The 17,903-nt window shown below is 68.0% G+C and carries 18 protein-coding genes and 1 tRNA gene; 12 read left to right on the top strand and 7 right to left on the bottom strand.

Annotated features, from left to right (window positions below; translation table 11 throughout):
- Positions 1–154 precede the first annotated feature (154 nt).
- The gene (locus J4O73_RS01490) at positions 155–1,075 is read left to right on the top strand and encodes a bestrophin family protein (RefSeq protein ID WP_426214142.1); all 921 of its coding nucleotides are present in this window, start codon (positions 155–157) and stop codon (positions 1,073–1,075) included.
- 20 nt (positions 1,076–1,095) lie between these two features.
- Here the strand turns inward: J4O73_RS01490 and J4O73_RS01485 are convergent, their stop codons facing one another.
- Both J4O73_RS01485 and J4O73_RS01480 read right to left on the bottom strand, forming a co-directional pair.
- Complete coding sequence (locus J4O73_RS01485; RefSeq protein WP_426214141.1) at positions 1,096–1,308, bottom strand: hypothetical protein; 213 nt, start codon at positions 1,306–1,308, stop codon at positions 1,096–1,098.
- A gap of 345 nt (positions 1,309–1,653) precedes the next feature.
- Positions 1,654–1,731, bottom strand: a tRNA-Pro gene (locus tag J4O73_RS01480).
- Between the two features lie 141 nt (positions 1,732–1,872).
- On the opposite strand from J4O73_RS01480, the gene J4O73_RS01475 reads away from it, so the two are divergent.
- The 8 genes from J4O73_RS01475 to J4O73_RS01440 all read left to right on the top strand — a co-directional run bounded on the left by J4O73_RS01475 (position 1,873) and on the right by J4O73_RS01440 (position 11,162).
- Complete coding sequence (locus tag J4O73_RS01475; protein WP_426214856.1) at positions 1,873–3,165, top strand: glycosyltransferase family 4 protein; 1,293 nt, start codon at positions 1,873–1,875, stop codon at positions 3,163–3,165.
- 83 nt (positions 3,166–3,248) lie between these two features.
- Entirely contained in the window at positions 3,249–3,569 is a 321-nt protein-coding gene (locus tag J4O73_RS01470) for a rhodanese-like domain-containing protein (RefSeq protein WP_378968967.1), read from the top strand.
- A gap of 106 nt (positions 3,570–3,675) precedes the next feature.
- The gene (locus tag J4O73_RS01465; protein WP_426214140.1) at positions 3,676–4,812 is read left to right on the top strand and encodes an efflux RND transporter periplasmic adaptor subunit; all 1,137 of its coding nucleotides are present in this window, start codon (positions 3,676–3,678) and stop codon (positions 4,810–4,812) included.
- A 58-nt stretch (positions 4,813–4,870) separates the two neighbouring features.
- Positions 4,871–8,068 carry an efflux RND transporter permease subunit gene (locus tag J4O73_RS01460; protein WP_426214139.1) on the top strand — a complete coding sequence of 1,066 codons (3,198 nt, stop codon included), beginning with the start codon at positions 4,871–4,873 and terminating at the stop codon, positions 8,066–8,068.
- On the top strand, positions 8,068–8,574 hold the full coding sequence (locus J4O73_RS01455) for a hypothetical protein (RefSeq protein ID WP_426214138.1): 507 nt from the start codon (positions 8,068–8,070) through the stop codon (positions 8,572–8,574). Before J4O73_RS01460 ends, J4O73_RS01455 begins: the two co-directional genes overlap by 1 nt.
- A 9-nt stretch (positions 8,575–8,583) precedes the next feature.
- Positions 8,584–9,360, top strand: coding sequence for a lysophospholipid acyltransferase family protein (locus tag J4O73_RS01450; RefSeq protein WP_426214137.1), 777 nt, complete (start codon positions 8,584–8,586; stop codon positions 9,358–9,360).
- Positions 9,361–9,474: 114 nt separating this feature from the next.
- Positions 9,475–9,921, top strand: a complete 447-nt coding sequence (locus J4O73_RS01445; RefSeq protein WP_426214136.1) for a hypothetical protein — start codon at positions 9,475–9,477, stop codon at positions 9,919–9,921.
- Between the two features lie 128 nt (positions 9,922–10,049).
- Positions 10,050–11,162 (top strand): DUF2125 domain-containing protein, encoded by a 1,113-nt coding sequence (locus J4O73_RS01440; RefSeq protein WP_426214135.1) that lies wholly within the window; start codon positions 10,050–10,052, stop codon positions 11,160–11,162.
- Positions 11,163–11,246: 84 nt separating this feature from the next.
- Here the strand turns inward: J4O73_RS01440 and J4O73_RS01435 are convergent, their stop codons facing one another.
- Together J4O73_RS01435 and J4O73_RS01430 are read right to left on the bottom strand one after the other, a co-directional pair.
- Positions 11,247–12,200: a prephenate/arogenate dehydrogenase family protein gene (locus tag J4O73_RS01435; protein ID WP_426214134.1), complete on the bottom strand. Its 954-nt coding sequence runs from the start codon at positions 12,198–12,200 to the stop codon at positions 11,247–11,249.
- Positions 12,193–13,320, bottom strand: coding sequence for a pyridoxal phosphate-dependent aminotransferase (locus tag J4O73_RS01430; RefSeq protein ID WP_426214133.1), 1,128 nt, complete (start codon positions 13,318–13,320; stop codon positions 12,193–12,195). The genes J4O73_RS01435 and J4O73_RS01430 overlap by 8 nt, the downstream gene beginning before the upstream one ends.
- A gap of 263 nt (positions 13,321–13,583) precedes the next feature.
- On the opposite strand from J4O73_RS01430, the gene J4O73_RS01425 reads away from it, so the two are divergent.
- From J4O73_RS01425 to metW, 3 genes are all read left to right on the top strand, one after another.
- On the top strand, positions 13,584–13,727 hold the full coding sequence (locus J4O73_RS01425; RefSeq protein ID WP_378968986.1) for a hypothetical protein: 144 nt from the start codon (positions 13,584–13,586) through the stop codon (positions 13,725–13,727).
- A 148-nt stretch (positions 13,728–13,875) separates the two neighbouring features.
- Positions 13,876–15,033 (top strand): homoserine O-acetyltransferase MetX, encoded by a 1,158-nt coding sequence (metX, locus tag J4O73_RS01420; RefSeq protein ID WP_426214854.1) that lies wholly within the window; start codon positions 13,876–13,878, stop codon positions 15,031–15,033.
- Positions 15,030–15,758 carry a methionine biosynthesis protein MetW gene (gene metW / locus J4O73_RS01415; protein ID WP_426214132.1) on the top strand — a complete coding sequence of 243 codons (729 nt, stop codon included), beginning with the start codon at positions 15,030–15,032 and terminating at the stop codon, positions 15,756–15,758. The genes metX and metW overlap by 4 nt, the downstream gene beginning before the upstream one ends.
- On the opposite strand, the gene J4O73_RS01410 is transcribed toward metW, so the two are convergent.
- The 3 genes from J4O73_RS01410 to dapA form a co-directional block, all read right to left on the bottom strand.
- Positions 15,724–16,296: a peroxiredoxin gene (locus tag J4O73_RS01410; RefSeq protein ID WP_426214131.1), complete on the bottom strand. Its 573-nt coding sequence runs from the start codon at positions 16,294–16,296 to the stop codon at positions 15,724–15,726. The two genes, metW and J4O73_RS01410, sit on opposite strands and share 35 nt — an antisense overlap.
- Positions 16,297–16,377: 81 nt before the next feature.
- Positions 16,378–16,851 (bottom strand): SsrA-binding protein SmpB, encoded by a 474-nt coding sequence (gene smpB / locus J4O73_RS01405; RefSeq protein WP_426214130.1) that lies wholly within the window; start codon positions 16,849–16,851, stop codon positions 16,378–16,380.
- 25 nt (positions 16,852–16,876) lie between these two features.
- Positions 16,877–17,773 (bottom strand): 4-hydroxy-tetrahydrodipicolinate synthase, encoded by an 897-nt coding sequence (dapA, locus tag J4O73_RS01400; protein ID WP_426214129.1) that lies wholly within the window; start codon positions 17,771–17,773, stop codon positions 16,877–16,879.
- Positions 17,774–17,903 lie beyond the last annotated feature (130 nt).

Below are 17,903 nucleotides of genomic sequence, written 5' to 3'. Positions count from 1 at the left end.
CTCCTGGGTGCCCCTCCCGGCGCGGCGGAGACCCCCTCGTTAACGAAGGCGGCGCAGTCGCACCCGTTGCGGCGCGTTGTCAACAACGCGGCGCACAATCGAGGCGACGATCACGAAGGCTGCCAAGCGCCCGCGACCGTGGCAGAGAACGGGGATGATCGTTCGCCCGCGCCCCACGCTCGTCACCGTGATGTTCGCCCTGCGCGGCTCCATCCTGCCGCAGGTGGCGCCGACGGTGATCACGCTCACCGCCTTCTCCGTGGTGGTGGTCGCCGCCGAGCAGCGCTGGCCCTGGGCCTTCCCGGTCACCGCCGGGGTCGGGCCCTTCACCTTGATCGGCCTTGCCCTGTCGATCTTCCTCAGCTTCCGCAACAACGCCTGCTACGACCGGTGGTGGGAGGCGCGGAAGGTCTGGGGCTCGCTCATCGTCGAGACACGGGGCCTCGCCCGGACGATCCCCGCGCTGCTGCCTGGCGAGGAGCACGCCGCCCTGCGCCGTACCTGCCTCTTACGGGTGCTCGCCTTCACCAGCGCCCTGCATGCCTGCCTGCGCGGCGGCGACGAGGCCAAGGCGGCCGCGCCATGGCTACCGGAGAATGAGGCCGTGGCCCTGCGCGAGCGTCCGAGCCCCGTGGATGCCACGCTCCGCCCGATGCTGGCGGATCTCGCGGCGGCGATGCGGGCGGCAGCACTGACCGACGTGCTGTTCGGGCTCCTCGAACGGAAGGTCTCGGATCTCTGCGCGATCCAGACCGCCTGCGAGCGGATCCGCCATACCCCGGTCCCCTTCGCCTACACGCTGCTCGTCTACCGCACGGCGTGGCTCTATTGCCTGTTCCTGCCGGTCGGGCTCTCGGGCTCGCTCGGCTGGGCGACGCCCTTCGCCGTAGCGCTCGTCACCTATACGTTCTTCGGGCTCGATGCCCTGGGCGACGAATTGGAGGAGCCGTTCGGCACCGCGCCGAACGATCTCCCCCTCGATGCGATGCTGCGCACCGTCGAGCGAACCGTCCTCGACGCCCTCGGCGACCCGCTGCCGCCGCCCGTCGCGGCGGATCGCTACTGGCTGCGCTAAGGCGCGCAGCCTCGCGCCCGTCATTGCCGCCGGCGGTAAATGTCGAAGAAGGTTTGCTTGAGCCTGAACCAGCGGGTGCCGGTTTTCGGGTCGTGCCCGTTCGTGCCGTAGGATTTCGCGATCTGTCGAACCAGACGGTTGGCCAGGGTGACACTGTCGATGTCGTAGGCAATCAGCTCCGGAGGGCGGCTCAACCCGGCCTTCCGCTCTCGAATGAAAATGGAATGCGACATAGGGATCACCTCTTGAAGATGGCGATGCCTGCTAACGTGAATCAAATTCCGATGTTCATCTCGAAAAGACACATGGGTTAATACATAGAATTGTGTTCAAATGTTCGAAAAGCAAAAGGTTCAAAATCTAAAGCTGTCTTCGACAAAGACGGCTGGGACGCCATCGACGGGAGCGGCTCAACTCGGTCGGATACGGCTCAAGCTTGTCTGGATTTATTGCAGCGCGAAACGCCGAGCCCCGTCATCCGCCCGAGCCAAGCTCCGATGACCGATAAAGCTTCAAGGCCGATGTTCGATGGATTGGCGGACCCGCCGGTTGATCGGGTCCTGTCCCTTCGAAGAGAATGGTCGGAGTGGCGGGATTCGAACCCACGACCCCTAGTCCCCCAGACTAGTGCGCTAACCGGGCTGCGCTACACTCCGACGCCCCGAAGGGTCCGCGGCTCTTAGCGTCTCCGGCGCGCAGAAGGCAAGCCCTGAAACGCAACTCGGCGTGCATCTGGCCCCGGCCCGCCGGGACCGCTAGGCAAGGGGCTCCTTCGCCCAGCATGCGAGGCCCGCGCCCTGACCCTCACGATCCAGCGTCCCAAAGCCTTCGACCTCACCCGCCTCCTCACCCGCTTGCGGCATTCGAGCCCATCGGGAATCGACCGGGTGGATCTCGCCTATGCCCATGCGGTCCTGGATGAGCCGGGCGAGAGCGTCGGCGTGGTCTCGACGGTGTTCGGACCACGCGTGCTTGCGCGCGAGGAAGCGCGGGCCGTGGTCGCGACGGTGGAGGCGGGGTGGGTCGAGGATCGCCCGGCCGAGCAGGATCCGGCATTCCGGCGGCTCGCTACGCGCCTTGGCTCGCCGCTGACCGGAGAGCGCGAGATTCACGCGCCCCCGGCTTTCTCTGCGCGAGACCGGCGCCTGATCCAGGCCCGGACGGCGGCGCGCCTCCTCGCCCGCTCGCGCCCCATCGCGGCGCTGCCGCGCGACAGCCTTTACCTGCACACGTCGCATCTACGGCTCGACATTCCCGGCCGGTTCGACTGGCTCTACGACCGCCGCGACGTCCGCGCGGCCTTCTTCGTCCACGACGTCATCCCGATCAGCCATCCGGAATATGGGCGCGACGGCGAGGCCGCCCGGCACGAGACGCGGATGCGCACGGTGGGGCGGCATGCGGCGGCGCTCCTGGTCAATTCGCAGGATACGGGGCGGCGCACCCTCGGCCTGCTCGACGCCTGGGGCTTCCCACGCCCGCCCGTCGCCGTGGGGCATCTGGGCGTGGAGCCCGCCTTCGGGCGCGAAGGCCTGCGTCTCGCTCCGCCCGGGCCGGTCTTCCTCGCCTGCGGCACCATCGAGTCGCGCAAGAACCACCTGCTGCTGTTCCAGCTCTGGCGGGAACTGGCGGAGCGGCATGGGGCGTCGACGCCGACCCTCGTCGTCGTCGGGCGGCGGGGCTGGGAGGCCGAAAGCGCCATCGACATGCTGGAGCGATGCCCCGGCGTGAAGGCGCATGTCGTCGAGGCCTCCGGTCTCTCGACCCATGGGCTCGCGGCCTTGATGCGCTCCTGCACCGCCCTGCTGATGCCCTCCTTCACCGAGGGCTACGGGATCCCCGTCGTCGAGGCCGCTGCGTCCGGTCTGCCGGTCGTCGCCTCGGACATTCCGGCCCACCGGGAGATTGCGGAGGGGCTGGCCCTGTTCCGCGATCCCCTCGACGGGCCCGGCTGGCTCGCGGCGATTGAATCGCTGTCCAAATCGGGCTCTCCCCGGAGGGCGGACCTCGCTTCGCGCCTTGAGGGCTACCGCCCGCCGGACTGGGCCGGTCATTTCGCGGCGGTGGGGCCGACCCTCGCGGCCCTGTGATCCCGTGAGTTGCGTCCCCCGTCGCTGACGAATATGAAAAAGCGTCAGCACCACGGATCGGCCGTGCGGAGGAGCGACGTCGCATGAAGGTGGTCGACCTCGATCGCGAGACGGTCAAGCAAGGTCTCGCGGATGGGTCGGTTCTCGTGATCGACGTACGCGAGGCGCACGAATTCGAGGCGGGCCATATTCCCGGCGCCGTCTCCCATCCTCTCTCGGAATTCGACCCCGCCGCCCTCGGTGATCTGGTCGAAAAGGATGGGCGCAGGCCTATCCTCTCTTGCGCTGCCGGCGTCCGCTCGGTTCAGGCTCTCGCCCTCGCACAGAGGGCAGGACTCAATCTCTCCGAGCACTACCGGGGTGGTTTCAAGGATTGGTACTTAGCGGGCGAGGATATCGCCTAGAGTTTCCTGCGCGTTTGTGTTGCGAATGCCGCCATGTGTGTTCGCGCACAAGCGTTTTGGCCGGCGCGGGAGTAGCGCGCTATTGCCAAGGGACCCCAGAAGAACGATGCGCAGCCGGCTCGCACGCACTCTCACGCTCCTCGTCGGCTTCGCCGCGGCAGCGACCTCCGCTCACGCCCAGGCTCCGGGCGGCCCGCCGCCGAAGGTGACGGTCGCCAAGCCCGTGTTCCGTGAGTTCGTTGAGAAGGACCAGTATACCGGTCGGTTCGACCCGATCGAATACGTCGAGGTCCGGGCGCGCGTCACTGGATATCTGGAGAAGATCAACTTCGTCGATGGCCAAACGGTGAAGAAGGGCGATGTGCTCTTCGTCATCGATCGGCGTCCCTACAAGGCCGCGTTGGAGCAGGCCCAGGCGGCACTGGCCTCGGCCAAGGCGCGCCAGAGCTTCTCCGTCACCGACTTGGAGCGTGCCCAGACGCTCTCGAAGAGCGGCAACATCTCCGAGCAGGTCACCGATCAGCGTCGGCAGGCGTCGCAGACCGCGCAGGCCGATGTCGACAGCGCCCAGGCCGCCCTCGACAACGCGCAGCTCAACTTCAACTTCACCGAGGTGAAGTCCCCCATCGACGGGCGGATCAGCCAGCGTCTCGTCACCGAGGGCAACATCGTCATCGCCGACCAGACCATGCTGACGACGATCGTCTCGCTCGATCCGATCTATTTCAGCTACTTCGTCGATGAGAAATCGTTCCTGAAGTATCAGAACTCGCTCGGCATCGGCATGGGGCAGACCCAGCGCGGCAAGGGCGCACCGATCCTCATCGCCCTGTCCGGCGAGGCGAAGCCGACCCGCAAGGGCACCCTCGACTTCGTGGACAACCGGGTCGACAACGCCACCGGCACGGTGCTGCTGCGCGCCACTGTTGAGAACCCCGACAAGTTCATCAAGCCCGGCCTGTTCGGTATCGTCTCGATGCCGGCGACCAAGCCGATCAAGGGTATCCTGCTGCCCGACGAGGCGGTGGCGGCCAACCAGGACAAGCGGATCGTGTACGTCCTGGGGCAGGACAACGTGATCCAGCAGCGGGACGTGAAGCTGGGGCCGAAGGTCGACGGCTACCGGGTGATCCAGGAGGGCGTGAAGCCCGAGGATATGGTGGTGGTGAATGGGCTGACCCGCGTCCGCCCCGGCGCCAAGGTCACCCCTGAGACCACCGAACTCCCGCCGAGCAAGACCTGAAACGGGACGAGGCGCCTCCGGCCCCTAAGGGTCGACGCGACTCCATGAGGTTCGACCGATGCGTTTCGCCCATTTCTTCGTCGACCGGCCGATCTTCGCGTCCGTCACGTCGATCGTCTTCCTGATTTTGGGCTTCGTCGCTTACGAGACGCTGCCGGTCTCTCAGTATCCTGAGATCGTGCCGCCGACCGTGACCGTGCGCGCCTCCTATCCGGGTGCCAATGCCGAGACCGTGGCCGCGACCATCGCGACCCCGATCGAGCAGGAGGTGAACGGCGTCGACAACATGCTCTACATGACGTCGTTGTCGACCAACGACGGCAACATGCTGCTGACCGTGACCTTCAAGGTCGGCACCAACCTCGATATCGCGAACGTGCTGGTGCAGAACCGGCTCTCGGTGGCCCAGCCGCGCCTGCCGCCGGACGTGCGCAACCTCGGCGTCACCGTGCGCAAGGCCTCGCCCGACCTGATGTTGGTCGTGCACCTGCTCTCGCCGAACAAGACCTACGACCAGAACTACCTCGCCAACTACATCTACCTCAACATCCGCGACGAGCTGCTGCGCCTCGACGGCGTGGGCGACATCTCGATCTTCGGCGGCAACGAATACGCCGAGCGCATCTGGGTCGATCCGAACAAGCTTGCCGCCTACGGCCTGTCCGTCACCGACGTGACCACCGCCCTGCAGGAGCAGAACGTGCAGGTCGCGGCGGGTGCGCTCAATTCGCCGCCTGCCGCGTCTTCGGCGGCGTTCCAGCTCGTGGTGCAATCCCAGGCGCGATTCAAAACGCCCGAGGAATTCGCCGAGGTCATCATCAAGGCGCAGAATGGGCGCCTCGTGCGGGTGAAGGACATCGCCCGCGTCGAGATGGGCCAGAAGGACTACACGACCAACTCGTTCCTGAACGACACGCCCGCCGTGGGCATCGGCGCGTTCCAGCGGCCCGGCACCAACGCCCTCGATGCCGCCGCGTCGGTCAAGAAGGTGATGGAGCAGGTCAAGAAGAACTTCCCGCCCGACGTCGAGTACCGCATCGCCTACAACCCGACCGAGTTCATCGAGGAATCGATTCAGGAGGTCTACAAGACCCTCTACGAGGCGGTGGGCCTCGTGGTCCTCGTGGTTTTGATCTTCCTGCAGAGCTGGCGGACCGCGCTGATCCCGGTCATCGCCATCCCGGTTTCGCTTATCGGCACCTTCGCGGCGATGGCGGCCTTCGGGTTCTCGCTGAACAACCTCACCCTGTTCGGGCTGGTGCTCGCCATCGGCATCGTGGTCGACGACGCGATCGTGGTGGTGGAGAACGTCGAGCGCAATATGGCCGAGGGGCTCTCTCCCGGCGATGCCGCGCACAAGACCATGGACGAGGTGGGCGGCGCGGTCATCGCCATCGCCCTGGTGCTGGCGGCGGTGTTCATCCCCACCGCCTTCATCCCCGGCATCTCGGGCCAGTTCTACAAGCAGTTCGCGTTGACCATCGCCGCATCGACGCTGATCTCCGCGTTCAATTCGCTCACTCTCTCGCCCGCGCTCTGCAAGCTGCTTCTGAAGCCGCACCACGAGCAAAAGCCGCCGCGCTTCTTCCTGGCGCGGTTCGTGAACTGGCTGGCGAACGGCTTCAACCGCGCCTTCGACGCGACCTCCAACGCCTATGGCCGGGTGATCCGGGGACTCACCGGAGGCATCGTGGGCCTCGGCGTGATGCTGCTGGTCTATGCCGGCGTCATCTGGGGCACGCTCCATCTCGCGCAGACGACGCCCACGGGCTTCATCCCGGATCAGGACCAGGGCTACCTCATCGGCGTCGTGCAATTGCCGGCGGGCGCCTCCCTCGACCGCACGACGAACGTGGTGCTGCGGGCGGCGGCCGAGGCGCGCAAGGTCGACGGCATCACCAACGCCGTCATCATCGCGGGCTTCGACGGCGCGACCTTCACCAACACCACCAACTCGGCGGTGATGTTCCTCACCCTCAAGGGGGCGAAGGAGCGCGCGGAGCATGGGCGCAGCGCGGCGGTCATCACCGGTGACGTGATGAAGGCGACTGCCAATATCCAGGAGGCGCGGGTCATCGTCATCCCACCGCCTCCGGTGCGTGGTCTCGGTCAGGGCGGTGGCTTCAAGCTCCAGGTGGAGAGCCGCCAATCCTCCGACATCAATGGTCTTCTGGCGGCAGCGGGCGAGCTGATCGCCCAGGCCAACCAGAGCCCGGACGTGACGCGCGTGTTCACGACCTTCGGCAACGACACGCCGCAGCTCTACCTCGACATCGACCGCACCATCGCGCGAATGCTGAACGTGCCACTGGCCAACGTCTTCTCGTCGGTGCAGGCGGATCTCGGCGGTACCTATGTGAACGACTTCAACACGCTGGGCCGCATCTATCAGGTGCGCCTGCAGGGCGACGCGCAGTTCCGAACCTCCGAGCAGGATATCTCGCAGATCAAGGTCCGGTCCTCGACCGGGGCGCTGGTGCCGATGGGGACGCTCGCGAGCGTGCGCACTGTCGCCGGTCCGCAGATCGTGCAGCGCTTCAACCTGTACTACTCGGTGCCGGTGCAGGGCGTGGCCAAGCCCGGCGTCTCGACCGGTCAGGCGCTCCAGGCGATGGAGGACCTCGCCAAGAAGGCCCTGCCGGACGGCTTCGCCTATGACTGGACCGAGATCGCCTATCAGCAGAAGGCGGCGAGCGGCACGGCTGCCTACGTCTTCGCGCTAGGCGTGCTTCTCGTCTTCCTCGTGCTCGCCGCGCAGTACGAATCCTGGGCCTTGCCCCTGGCGATTCTGCTGGTGGTGCCGACAGGGGTGCTCGCGGCCTTGGGCGGCGTGCAATTCCGGGGTCAGGACAACAACATCCTCACCCAGATCGGTCTGATCGTGCTCATCGGTCTCGCGGCCAAGAACGCGATCCTGATCGTGGAATTCGCCCACGACATCGAGCAGCGTGAGCGGCGTGGGCCGGTGGAGGCGGCGGTGGAAGCCTGCCGCCTGCGCCTCCGGCCGATCCTCATGACCGCCTTCGCCTTCATCCTCGGCACCCTGCCGCTGGTGATCGCGACGGGGCCGGGCGCCGAGATGCGTCAGGCGCTGGGCACGGCGGTGTTCTTCGGGATGATCGGCGCGACCTTCTTCGGCCTGTTCCTCACCCCGGTCTTCTACGTGGTGATCCGCCACTTCTCGATCTGGCTCGGCAGCTTCCGCCGCAAGAAGTCCGACCATGGTGGGGGAGGGGCGACGCCCGCCCACACCTGATGCGCCTTCTCGGGCGCATCCTCCTCGGTGCCTTCGCTCTGCTCCTCGCGGTCCCCGCGGGGGGCATCGCGCTGAGCGTTGCGCTCCTGTTCGATCCGGGGGCGAATGCGTGGCTGACGAACGGCGCGCTGGCGGGTCTCGATGTCGCGCTCGGCGACCTCGCCGCCGGATTGCCGCCCGAAGGCTTCCTTCTCCTCGTCGCAGGGCTTGCGAAGGCTCTGTTCGTGCTGCTGTTCGTTCCCCCCGCCCTGGTAGGGCTCGCGGGTGAGGTCTCGGGAGCCCGGAGCCTCGTCTGGTACGGCGGCGGTTGCGGCCTGCTCACGGCGGCCCTGCCCTGGCTGATGCGCGGGGCGCCCAGGCCCGGCGCATCCGGCCTTGCAGCAGCCGAGGCGCGGCTGACGCTCATCCTGTTCGTGGTCGGCGGATGTGCCGGGCTGGTCTATTGGCTGATCGCGGGCCGCAGCGCCGGAAACGCGCCCTTGGAAGCAGGGCAGACCCCGCGCTAAAGGGAGCCGATGCTCGCCCTGCGCTCCCTCGCCTTCAATCTCTGCTTCTACCTGACGACGACGGTGGTCGCCATTCTGGGCCTGCCGTTCCTTGTGTCGAGGCCGGGTGTGTTGCGCGTGGCGCGGGTCTGGGCGCGGACCACCCTGTGGTTCATGCGGGTCGTCGCGGGCACCGAGGTGGAGTTCCGGGGGCTCGAGAACATCCCGCCCGGCCCGATTCTCGTGGCGGCCAAGCACCAGTCGGCGCTGGAGACCCTGGCGCTGTGCATCGTGTTCCCGCACTTCGCCTATGTGCTGAAGAAAGAGCTTCTGGCGATCCCGCTGGTCGGCTGGTTCTTCCGGCGCGGCGGCATGGTGGCGATCGACCGCTCGAAGGGCACGCGGGCCATGAGCCTGATGAACGCCGCCGCGGCCGACGCCATCCGCGACGGCGCGCAGCTTATCGTCTTCCCCGAGGGCACGCGCCGTCCGCCGGGTGCCCCGCCCGCCTACAAGCAGGGTCTGTCGCATCTCTACACGGCGCTGAACGTGCCCTGCCTGCCGATTGCCCTGAACACCGGCCTGTTCTGGCCGCGCAACGGCTTCATGCGGCGGCCGGGCAAGGCGATCATCGACATCCTGCCTCCCATCGCCCCCGGCCTGCCCCGGATGGAGTTTCAGGCCCTGGTTCAGGAGCGGATCGAAACTGCCTCGAATGCCCTCATCGGGAATGGTCTCTCGGGTCTGTCGGGGGCGGCTTACGAGGTCTCCGTGAAGGAGGCCCCGGCGGCCTCACAGCGCCATTGAAACCCCGGCGGAGGACCTCCTCCAGCCTTGTGGATAACTCCTCCCGACACCACATCTCCGTTAGCGCCTCAGCGTCCTTGACGCCTGTGGAAAACACGTTCTAATTGAGAACAAATGACGAACAGACGGGCCCTGTCCTGGTCGGCCGCGCTCCGCGACCTGAAGGACGATCGCTTACGGAGGCAGGACGTGCGTGAGGAACGTTTGAGGACGGCTCAAGGCCTTCGGGGCTCTCCGGCCCTGGCCCTGTCAGCCTGGCGTGGCCGCTCGGGCCGCCGCTACGTCGTGGGCGTGCATCCTGCGGTCGAGTTCGACCCCGAGGACATGTCTGATTCGGTGGCGATCGCCGTGCGGCGCGACGGGTCGGGCATCGCGCAGATGGTCTCGGTGGCGAGTTCGGGGGAAAGCCCACGCGAGCACCTGCGGAGGGTCTGGCTGGACCGCGTGCGCAAGGGCGGAGCGACCGAGCTCCATATCCACCGCCTCGCCGAAGACGAGCGCGAGCGCGGCGCCATCGTGGACGACCTCCGCTCGGAGACGGCCGAGCCGCGCCAAATCTGACTTGGCGGTCTGCCTCGGCGATCTGCCTCGGCGACGGCACGGCCGCTTGTCACGACCCCTTGCGCCGCGGCGGCTTGGCGGGATAGGCCCCCGGCCTGGATTGACGGCCCTGGGGAGGGACGGCGCGCATGACGCAGGGGATGGACGGCCGCAACGGGACGGCGCAGCTACAGGCTCGCACCCGGCGGCGGGGGCGGCTCGGGCTGTTCCTACCCTACATCCTCCTCGCCCTCATCGTGGCGGCATGGTCGGGGGCGTGGTTCTGGATCCGCGGAAAGGCCGAGGGCGAGATGGACGCCTGGATGGCCCGTGAGGCGTCGGCAGGCCGAACCTGGACATGCCAGGATCGCAGCCTGACCGGCTTCCCCTTCCGCCTCGAACTGCGATGCGCCGAGTTGGCCCTCAGCCGTTCGGACGGCAGCTTCCGCCTCGGCCCGACGACCGTGGTGTCGCAGATCTATCAACCCCGCTTGGTCGTGTTCGAGAGCAAGGGACCGTTCCACGCCGAGCAGGGCGCTCTGACCGGTGACGCGTCGTGGGGGGCGCTTCAGGGCAGCTTCCATGGCACGGCCGACGGCTTCACCCGCGCCTCACTGGTGGTCGACGCGCCGAAGGTGAGCGTTGCAGGTGCCGAGCCGCAGCCGATCACCGTGCAGGGGCGGCACCTCGAGCTTCACGCCCGGCCGTCACCCGCCCGCTACGCGTCGGATGGCGCCGTGGATACGAACCTCCAGCTGTCGCAAGCGGCGGTCCCGGCGCTCGACGCGCTGACCGGCAGCGGCGCGCCGGTCGACGCCTCCCTCGATGCCACGATCACCCGCGCGACGGTGATCGGCACCCGCGCCCTGCCGCGCGAACTGGAGACATGGCGCCAAGCGGGCGGTGTCCTGGAACTGACCTCCCTCGCGCTCGCCAAGGGCGACCAGCGCGTCCAGGCCAAGGGTGAGATCGCCCTCGACGACGCGCACCGGCCCACCGGCCAGATCGATCTGCGTGCCGCAGGGGTCGATGCGCTGATCGGCAGCATCGTCGGCCAGCGTTTCGGCTCGAAGGAGGGGGCGCTGGTCGGCCAACTGGTCGGCGGCCTGCTCGGGCTTGGCCGGGGCGCGGCGCGGCCGGATCAGGCCCCCCAGGGCTCCGGCCCGCCGCTCAAGCCGCTGCCGCCCCTCAAGCTCGTGGGCGGACAGGTGCTGTTCAGCGGTTTCCCGCTGCCGAACGTGCGGGTGCCGCCGCTGTACTGAGCGCGATGTGGTGAAGCATCGGCAACCCCAGGGTATCTTCTATAACCCTGGTTCGACGTCGGTTCAGATCGGGCTCAGGGATCGTCACGCCTTTGCGCCGTCCTCCGCCGGGCGTGGGCGGCCGAAATCCGGAGCTGCCGTGTCCTGTCCCAGCGCGACGATGCTGCGGCGGATGGCGCGGGTGCGAGTGAACATGGCGTGCAGGGCCTCGCCATCGCCCCAGCGCACGGCCTTGGCCAGTGCCGCGAGATCCTCATTGAACCGCCCGAGCATTTCGAGCACCGCGTCGCGGTTGTTCAGGAAGATGTCGCGCCACATCGTCGGGTCGGAGGCGGCGATACGGGTGAAGTCGCGAAAGCCGCTGGCCGAGAACTTGATCACCTCGGATTGCGTCACCGCTTCCAGATCGGCGGCGGTGCCGACGATGTTGTAGGCGATCAGGTGCGGCACGTGGCTCGTGATGGCGAGCACGAGGTCGTGGTGCTCGGGGCTCATGGTCTCGACCAGCGCGCCCATGCCCTCCCATAGGGCACGCACGCGCTCGGCCGCGTCCTCGGGCGTGCCCTCCGGCGGGGTGAGGATGCACCAACGTCCGGCGAACAGGGTCGAGAAGCCCGCATCCGGCCCGGAATATTCCGTGCCCGCGATGGGATGGCCGGGCACCAGATGGACGCCCTCCGGCAGATGCGGCTGGATCGCGGCGACCACCGAGCCCTTCACCGAGCCGACATCGGACACGATGGCGCCGGGCTTCAGATGCGGCGCCATGGCCTCCGCGACCGGGCCCATCGCGCCCACCGGCACGCAGAGCACGACGAGGTCGGTGCCCGCCGCGCCCTCGGCCGGATCCCCCGTGACGACATCGGCGATGGCGAGTTCGCGGACCCGGGTCCGTACGGCCTCGTCGGCATCGACGGCGACGATCTCCCCGGCGAGGCCGTAACGCCGCGCCGCACGGGCGATGGAGGAGCCGATCAGTCCGAGGCCGACGATGGCGATCCGGCCGAAGACCGGCGTGGCGGTCGCGGCCTCAGGCACCGGTGCCTCGCACGAAATCTCCGAGCGCGGCGAGGAAGGCCTCGTTGGCCTCCGCGCCCGCCACCGTCACGCGCAGGGCGTGGGGCAGCCCGTAGGCGGTGACGCGCCGGGTGATCAGGCCGCGCTCGGTCAGGAACGCGTCGGCATCGGCGGCGGTACGGCCGGGCTCGTCGGGGAAGTGGATCAGCACGAAGTTCGCCACACTCGGCGTCACGGTCAGGCCGAGCGCCCGCGCGCCTTCCGTGAGCTTGGGGAGCCATTCGGCATTGTGGGCGGCCGCAGCGGCCATGTGGCCCTCGTCCGCGATGGCCGCCGCGCCCGCCGCGATGGCGAGGCTCGACATGTTGAACGGGCCCCGGATGCGGTTCACCGCGTCGGCCACGTGGGCGGGGGCGAGCATCCAGCCGATCCGCACGGCGGCGAGGCCGTAGATCTTCGAGAATGTCCGCGTCATCACGACGTTCTCGGCTTCGAGCGCGAGTTCGAGCCCGGCCGTGTAGTCGTTCGCCTTCACGTATTCGGCATAGGCGCCGTCGATCACCAGCAGCACGTGCGGCGGTAGAGCCGCGTGAAGGCGGCGAATCTCTTCGAAGGGCAGATAGGTGCCCGTCGGATTGTTCGGGTTGGTGACGTAGACGATCCGCGTGCGCTCCGTGACGCGGGCGAGGATCGCATCGACATCGGCCGTCAGGTCGCGCTCGGGGGCGACCACGGGCGTGCCGCCGGAGGCGAGGATCGCGATCCGGTACACGAGGAAGCCGTGCTCCGAGTAGATGCCCTCGGCCCCCGGCCCGCAATAGGCATAGGCCAGCAGCGACAGCAGCTCATCCGAGCCCGCGCCGCAGACGATCCGCGCCGGATCGAGCCCGAACCGCTTGGCGATGGCCGTGCGCAGCACGGTGGCCTGCCCGTCCGGGTAGGTTTCGAGCTTGGTCGTGGCCTCGTGCAGCGCGGCGACGGCCGCCGGGCTCGGGCCGAGCGGCGTCTCGTTCGAGGAAAGCTTGTAGACCTTGCCCGGACCGGGCCGTCCACTCTTGCCGGGTACGTAAAGGTCCACCGCCATCACGCCGGGGCGCGGTTCGGGGCGGTTCTGGGAGACGGGCTTCGGGTCGGAGGACATGCCAGGAGGCCAATCGGCGTTTCGGATGCGACGATGCGGTCCCTGTACAGCATTTCGCCCGGCGGTGAAGCTCGGCCGTTCCGCGACGATGCGTCTGCCAGATCCGTGTGAGGGCGAGATTTCACGGGGCCCGGAAGAAATGTCGCGGGGCACCGGCCATGTTTCGGCCTGTTGTCTTTCCGTAATGCCCTTTTCCCGCTCGCCTGTTGGGCGCCGGGTCCGCACGGGGTGCGCCAACGATGCTGGACGATTGCCTTCCAAGCATGCTCTTCGTTCTCGGAATTCTCGTCTCCGTGGCGGCTGAGTTGCGTCTGCGACGGGGCGACAAGGGCTCCCTGTCGAACGGGTTCATCACGGCGGCCGGTGTCGGGCTCGTCTTCGTGGCCTGTGCCACCGCGATCCGCTGAAGCAGCGGCGCCACCGCGTTGACGCTGCGGGGGTGGGCGATTACCTCCGGCCTGTGCCGCAGGGCGTTCCGCTGACGGCGGCGCCGTCGAAGACCCGGACATGGATACCCGACTGGACACGGCCCCCGGGCCGGACGCCCCCGAACGGATGGCCCCGCCTGTCGCGGAGGCCTCGCAATCCCTCGATCCGAAGAGCCTCGTGGCGCGCTTCGGTCCTGACAGGCCGCTCCTGACGGATGCGGGCGTGCGCCTTGCGCCGTTCCAGATCGCGTACCAGACCGCAGGCACCCTGAATGCGGACCGGTCCAACGCCGTTCTGATCTGCCACGCGCTGACCGGCGATCAGCATTTCGCGCATACCCACCCGGTGACGGGAAAGCCCGGCTGGTGGGAAACCCTGGTCGGTCCCGGTAAGCCGGTCGATACCGATCGCTACTTCGTCGTCTGCTCGAACGTGATCGGCTCCTGCATGGGCACGACGGGCCCGGCCTCGATCGATCCGGCGACCGGCAAGCCCTACGGGCTCGATTTTCCCTTGGTGACGATCCGCGACATGGTCCGGGCGCAGGCGATGCTGCTCGATCATCTCGGCATCGACCGGCTGTTCCTCTGCATCGGCGGCTCGATGGGCGGGATGCAGGTCCTGCAATGGGCGGCGCTCTATCCCGAGCGCGTGTTCGCCGCCATGCCGATCGCCACGGGCGCACGCCATTCGGCGCAGAACATCGCCTTCCACGAGGTCGGCCGGCAGGCGATCATGGCCGATCCCGCCTGGATGGATGGCCGCTACCTCGAAGAGGGCACGCGGCCCTCCAAGGGGCTCGGCGTCGCGCGCATGGGCGCGCACATCACCTACCTGTCGGAGCCCGCGCTCCACCGTAAGTTCGGCCGCCGCTTTCAGGGCGGTTCGGCGCCGACCTTCTCGTTCAACGCCGATTTCCAGATCGAGAGCTACCTTCGCCACCAGGGCCTGAGCTTCGTGGAGCGGTTCGACGCCAACGCCTATCTCTACCTCACCCGCGCGATGGACTATTTCGACCTCGCGGCTGACCATGGCGGTGTGCTCGCCAACGCCTTCAGGGGCACGACGACCCGCTTCTGCGTGATCTCCTTCACGTCGGACTGGCTGTTCCCCACGGCCGATTCGCGGGTCATCGTTCACGCGCTCAACGCGGCGGCGGCGCCCGTCGCCTTCGTGGAGGTCGAGACCGACAAGGGCCACGACGCCTTCCTCCTCGATGAGCCGGCGATGTTCGCGGCCGCGCGGGGCTTCATCGACGCGGCCGCCAGGGCGCGTGGCCTGTGAGCGGCGGGACGCCGAAGGCCCGCCCCTGGGAGGCGGCGGAGGAGCTGCCACGCGAGGGCGCGGGCGCCCGCGTCGATCACCTCGTGGTGCTCGATCTCGTGCCCGCCGGGGCGCGGGTGCTCGATATCGGCTGCGGCGACGGCGCCCTGCTCGCGCTGCTGCGCGACCGGCGGGGCATCGACGGGCGCGGCATCGAGCTGTCGCGGGAGGGCGTGAATGCCTGTCTCGCCCGCGGCCTGCCGGTGATCCAGGGGGACGCGGATACCGATCTCGCGAATTACCCCGACGGTGCCTTCGACGTGGTGGTGATGTCGCAGACCATCCAGGCGACGCGCCAGCCGCGCGAGGTGCTGGAGCACCTGCTGCGCATCGGGCGGCATGTCATCATTTCCTTCCCGAATTTCGGGCACTGGCGCGTGCGGACCGAGCTCGCCCTGCGCGGGCGGATGCCGGTCACCGATCTCATGCCCGACGCGTGGTACGAGACCGCCAACATCCATCACTGCACCATCCGCGATTTCGTCGGCCTGTGCCGGGTGCTGGGCGCGCGGATCGAGACGGCGGCGGCGCTCGACTCGCGCGGGCGCGCGATGCGCTTCGCCCTACCGTGGTGGGTGTGGAACCTGTTCGGCGCGCAGGGCGTGTTCCTGCTGAGCAGGGAGGGGCGTGACGGCGCCGACGAGAGCCCGTTCAGGCCTGGCGGCTCTCTTCCAGCCAGGCGATGACCTGCCGGGCACTCTGATCCGGCGGGAAGACCGGATCGAACAGATGCGTGACGACGCCATCGTCGATCACCAGGGTGAGGCGCTTGAGCAGGGTCTCACCGCCAGCCGCGAAGGTCGGCAACCGGGCCGCCATCGTCAGGGCTCGGTGCGCATCGGAGAGGATCGCGAAGGGCAGGTGCAGCCGCGAGACCGCTTCCTGCTGGTAGGCGCTGGTCTGCGTCGACAGTCCGTAGACGTGATCGACCCCGAGACCCTTCAGGTCGTTGAAATGATCGCGGAAATCGCAGGATTGCGGAGTGCAGCCCCGCGCACCCGGGATCGCGTCCCAATCGGGCGTGAAGGTCGGCTTCCCCGGCTCGCCGGTGCGCGGATAGGCGTAGGCCACCGTGCGACCCTTCAGCTTGGCCAGGGAGATGGTGCTGCCATCGGTGGCACGGAGCGCCACATCGGGCAGGCGTGAGCCGCGCAGGTGGGCGGCGGCGCCATCGTCCTCCGGCACCGGCAGGTTGTCCGGCAGCGTGTTCGGATTGGCGCTCATCTCGCTCTCCCCGTTGCTCGAGCCTTTTGTTATGGCGCGCATTCTTGCGACGAAGCGGTATTCACTCCGTCGGAATGCGCTTTAACCCCGGTCGCGCAGCAAGCGGGCCTGATCCCGCTTCCAGTCGCGCTCCTTCGTCGCCTCGCGCTTGTCATGGGCCTGCTTGCCCTTGCCGAGGCCGAGTTCGACCTTCGCCCGGCCCTGCTCGTTGAAGTAGATCTTCAGCGGGACGACCGTGTAGCCCTGGCGCTGCGTGGCGCCGATCAGCTTGTTGATCTGGCGGCGGTGCAGCAGCAGGCGTCGGGGCCGCTTCGTGTCGTGGTTGAAGCGGTTCGCCTCCAGATATTCCGGAATGAACACGTTGAAGAGCATCAGATCGGTGCCGGAGGGGCCGGCATAGGCCTCCCCCAGCGTCGCCTTGCCGCTGCGCAGGGATTTCACCTCGGTGCCGGTCAGGGCGATGCCGGCCTCGAACGTGTCCTCGATGGAATAATGGTAACGGGCGGAGCGGTTGTCGGCCACCACGCGCCGTCCGGGCTCCGTCTTCGGCGCCATGCGATGCGGTCTTTCTCTGTCTCGATCAGCCTTCGATCAGGCCGGCATGACGTAGGGCGGCATCGACGAGGCGACGGGTTTCCGCCGAGATCGCCACGAGGGGAAGCCGAAGCTCCTCGCTCATGAAGCCGAGCCGCGACAGCGCGTACTTGACCGGGCCGGGATTGGCCTCGGCGAACAGGTTGGTTTGAAGCGGGAACAGCCGGTCCTGGATGGTCAGGGCCTTGGCGTAGTCGCCCGAGAGAGAGGCGTCCTGCAGGTCCGCGCAGAGGCGCGGGGCGACGTTCGACACCACCGAGATGCAGCCATGGCCGCCCTGGGCGTTGAAGCCGAGCGCCGTCGCATCTTCGCCCGAAAGCTGGACGAAGCTGCCGCCCATGGCCTGTCGCTGAGCACTGACGCGGTCGATCTTCGCGGTCGCGTCCTTCACGCCGACGATGTTCTTCAGTTCGAAGAGCCGGGCCATCGTCTCGACGCTCATGTCGATGACGGATCTGGGCGGGATATTGTAGATGATGATCGGAATGCCGATGGCATCGTTGATCGCCTTGAAATGGGCGTAGAGACCGCCTTGCGTTGGCTTGTTGTAGTACGGCGTCACCACGAGGACGGCATCTGCGCCCGCACGCTCGGCGTGCTGCGCCCGCTCGATGGCCTCGGCCGTGGAGTTGGAGCCCGCGCCCGCCACCACGGGCACGCGCCCGCCCGCCTCGTCGATGCAGGCTTCGACCACACGGTCATGCTCGGCATGGGTGAGCGTGGGGCTCTCGCCGGTCGTGCCGGTGGGGACGAGGCCGTGCGTCCCCTGCTCGATCTGCCAGCGCACGAACTTTCGGAAAGCCTGCTCGTCGAAGGCGCCATCGCGGAACGGCGTCACCAACGCGGTCATCGAGCCCCGCAAGCGGGCGGTCGTCTCGGTCATCTCAGGCGTCCCAGGGGAATCTTGCGGTCGTGGCGCCGCGATTTACCCGCGCCCATCCGGCGCGAGCGCGCAGACATAGGGGTTCGCGCGCGCCTTCGCAAACGGATCCCGGACACGGTTAACGGGCTCT

Source organism: Methylobacterium sp. NFXW15 (genome assembly GCF_049887755.1).
GTDB lineage: Bacteria > Pseudomonadota > Alphaproteobacteria > Rhizobiales > Beijerinckiaceae > Methylobacterium.
The sequence above is the reverse complement of the archived record's forward strand: the minus strand, read 5'-3'. Positions and strand labels throughout refer to the sequence as shown.

What these genes read in the sequence shown, in the direction of transcription:
- J4O73_RS01490 (WP_426214142.1), top strand. Translation starts at nt 155, where the DNA reads ATGATCGTTCGCCCGCGCCCCACGCTCGTCACCGTGATGTTCGCCCTG.
- J4O73_RS01440 (WP_426214135.1), top strand. Translation starts at nt 10,050, where the DNA reads ATGACGCAGGGGATGGACGGCCGCAACGGGACGGCGCAGCTACAGGCT.
- J4O73_RS01450 (WP_426214137.1), top strand. Translation starts at nt 8,584, where the DNA reads ATGCTCGCCCTGCGCTCCCTCGCCTTCAATCTCTGCTTCTACCTGACG.
- J4O73_RS01460 (WP_426214139.1), top strand. Translation starts at nt 4,871, where the DNA reads ATGCGTTTCGCCCATTTCTTCGTCGACCGGCCGATCTTCGCGTCCGTC.
- J4O73_RS01455 (WP_426214138.1), top strand. Translation starts at nt 8,068, where the DNA reads ATGCGCCTTCTCGGGCGCATCCTCCTCGGTGCCTTCGCTCTGCTCCTC.
- J4O73_RS01485 (WP_426214141.1), bottom strand. Translation starts at nt 1,308, where the DNA reads ATGTCGCATTCCATTTTCATTCGAGAGCGGAAGGCCGGGTTGAGCCGC.
- metX (WP_426214854.1), top strand. Translation starts at nt 13,876, where the DNA reads ATGGCCCCGCCTGTCGCGGAGGCCTCGCAATCCCTCGATCCGAAGAGC.
- J4O73_RS01425 (WP_378968986.1), top strand. Translation starts at nt 13,584, where the DNA reads ATGCTCTTCGTTCTCGGAATTCTCGTCTCCGTGGCGGCTGAGTTGCGT.
- J4O73_RS01430 (WP_426214133.1), bottom strand. Translation starts at nt 13,320, where the DNA reads ATGTCCTCCGACCCGAAGCCCGTCTCCCAGAACCGCCCCGAACCGCGC.
- J4O73_RS01470 (WP_378968967.1), top strand. Translation starts at nt 3,249, where the DNA reads ATGAAGGTGGTCGACCTCGATCGCGAGACGGTCAAGCAAGGTCTCGCG.
- smpB (WP_426214130.1), bottom strand. Translation starts at nt 16,851, where the DNA reads ATGGCGCCGAAGACGGAGCCCGGACGGCGCGTGGTGGCCGACAACCGC.
- J4O73_RS01445 (WP_426214136.1), top strand. Translation starts at nt 9,475, where the DNA reads ATGACGAACAGACGGGCCCTGTCCTGGTCGGCCGCGCTCCGCGACCTG.
- J4O73_RS01465 (WP_426214140.1), top strand. Translation starts at nt 3,676, where the DNA reads ATGCGCAGCCGGCTCGCACGCACTCTCACGCTCCTCGTCGGCTTCGCC.
- dapA (WP_426214129.1), bottom strand. Translation starts at nt 17,773, where the DNA reads ATGACCGAGACGACCGCCCGCTTGCGGGGCTCGATGACCGCGTTGGTG.
- J4O73_RS01410 (WP_426214131.1), bottom strand. Translation starts at nt 16,296, where the DNA reads ATGAGCGCCAATCCGAACACGCTGCCGGACAACCTGCCGGTGCCGGAG.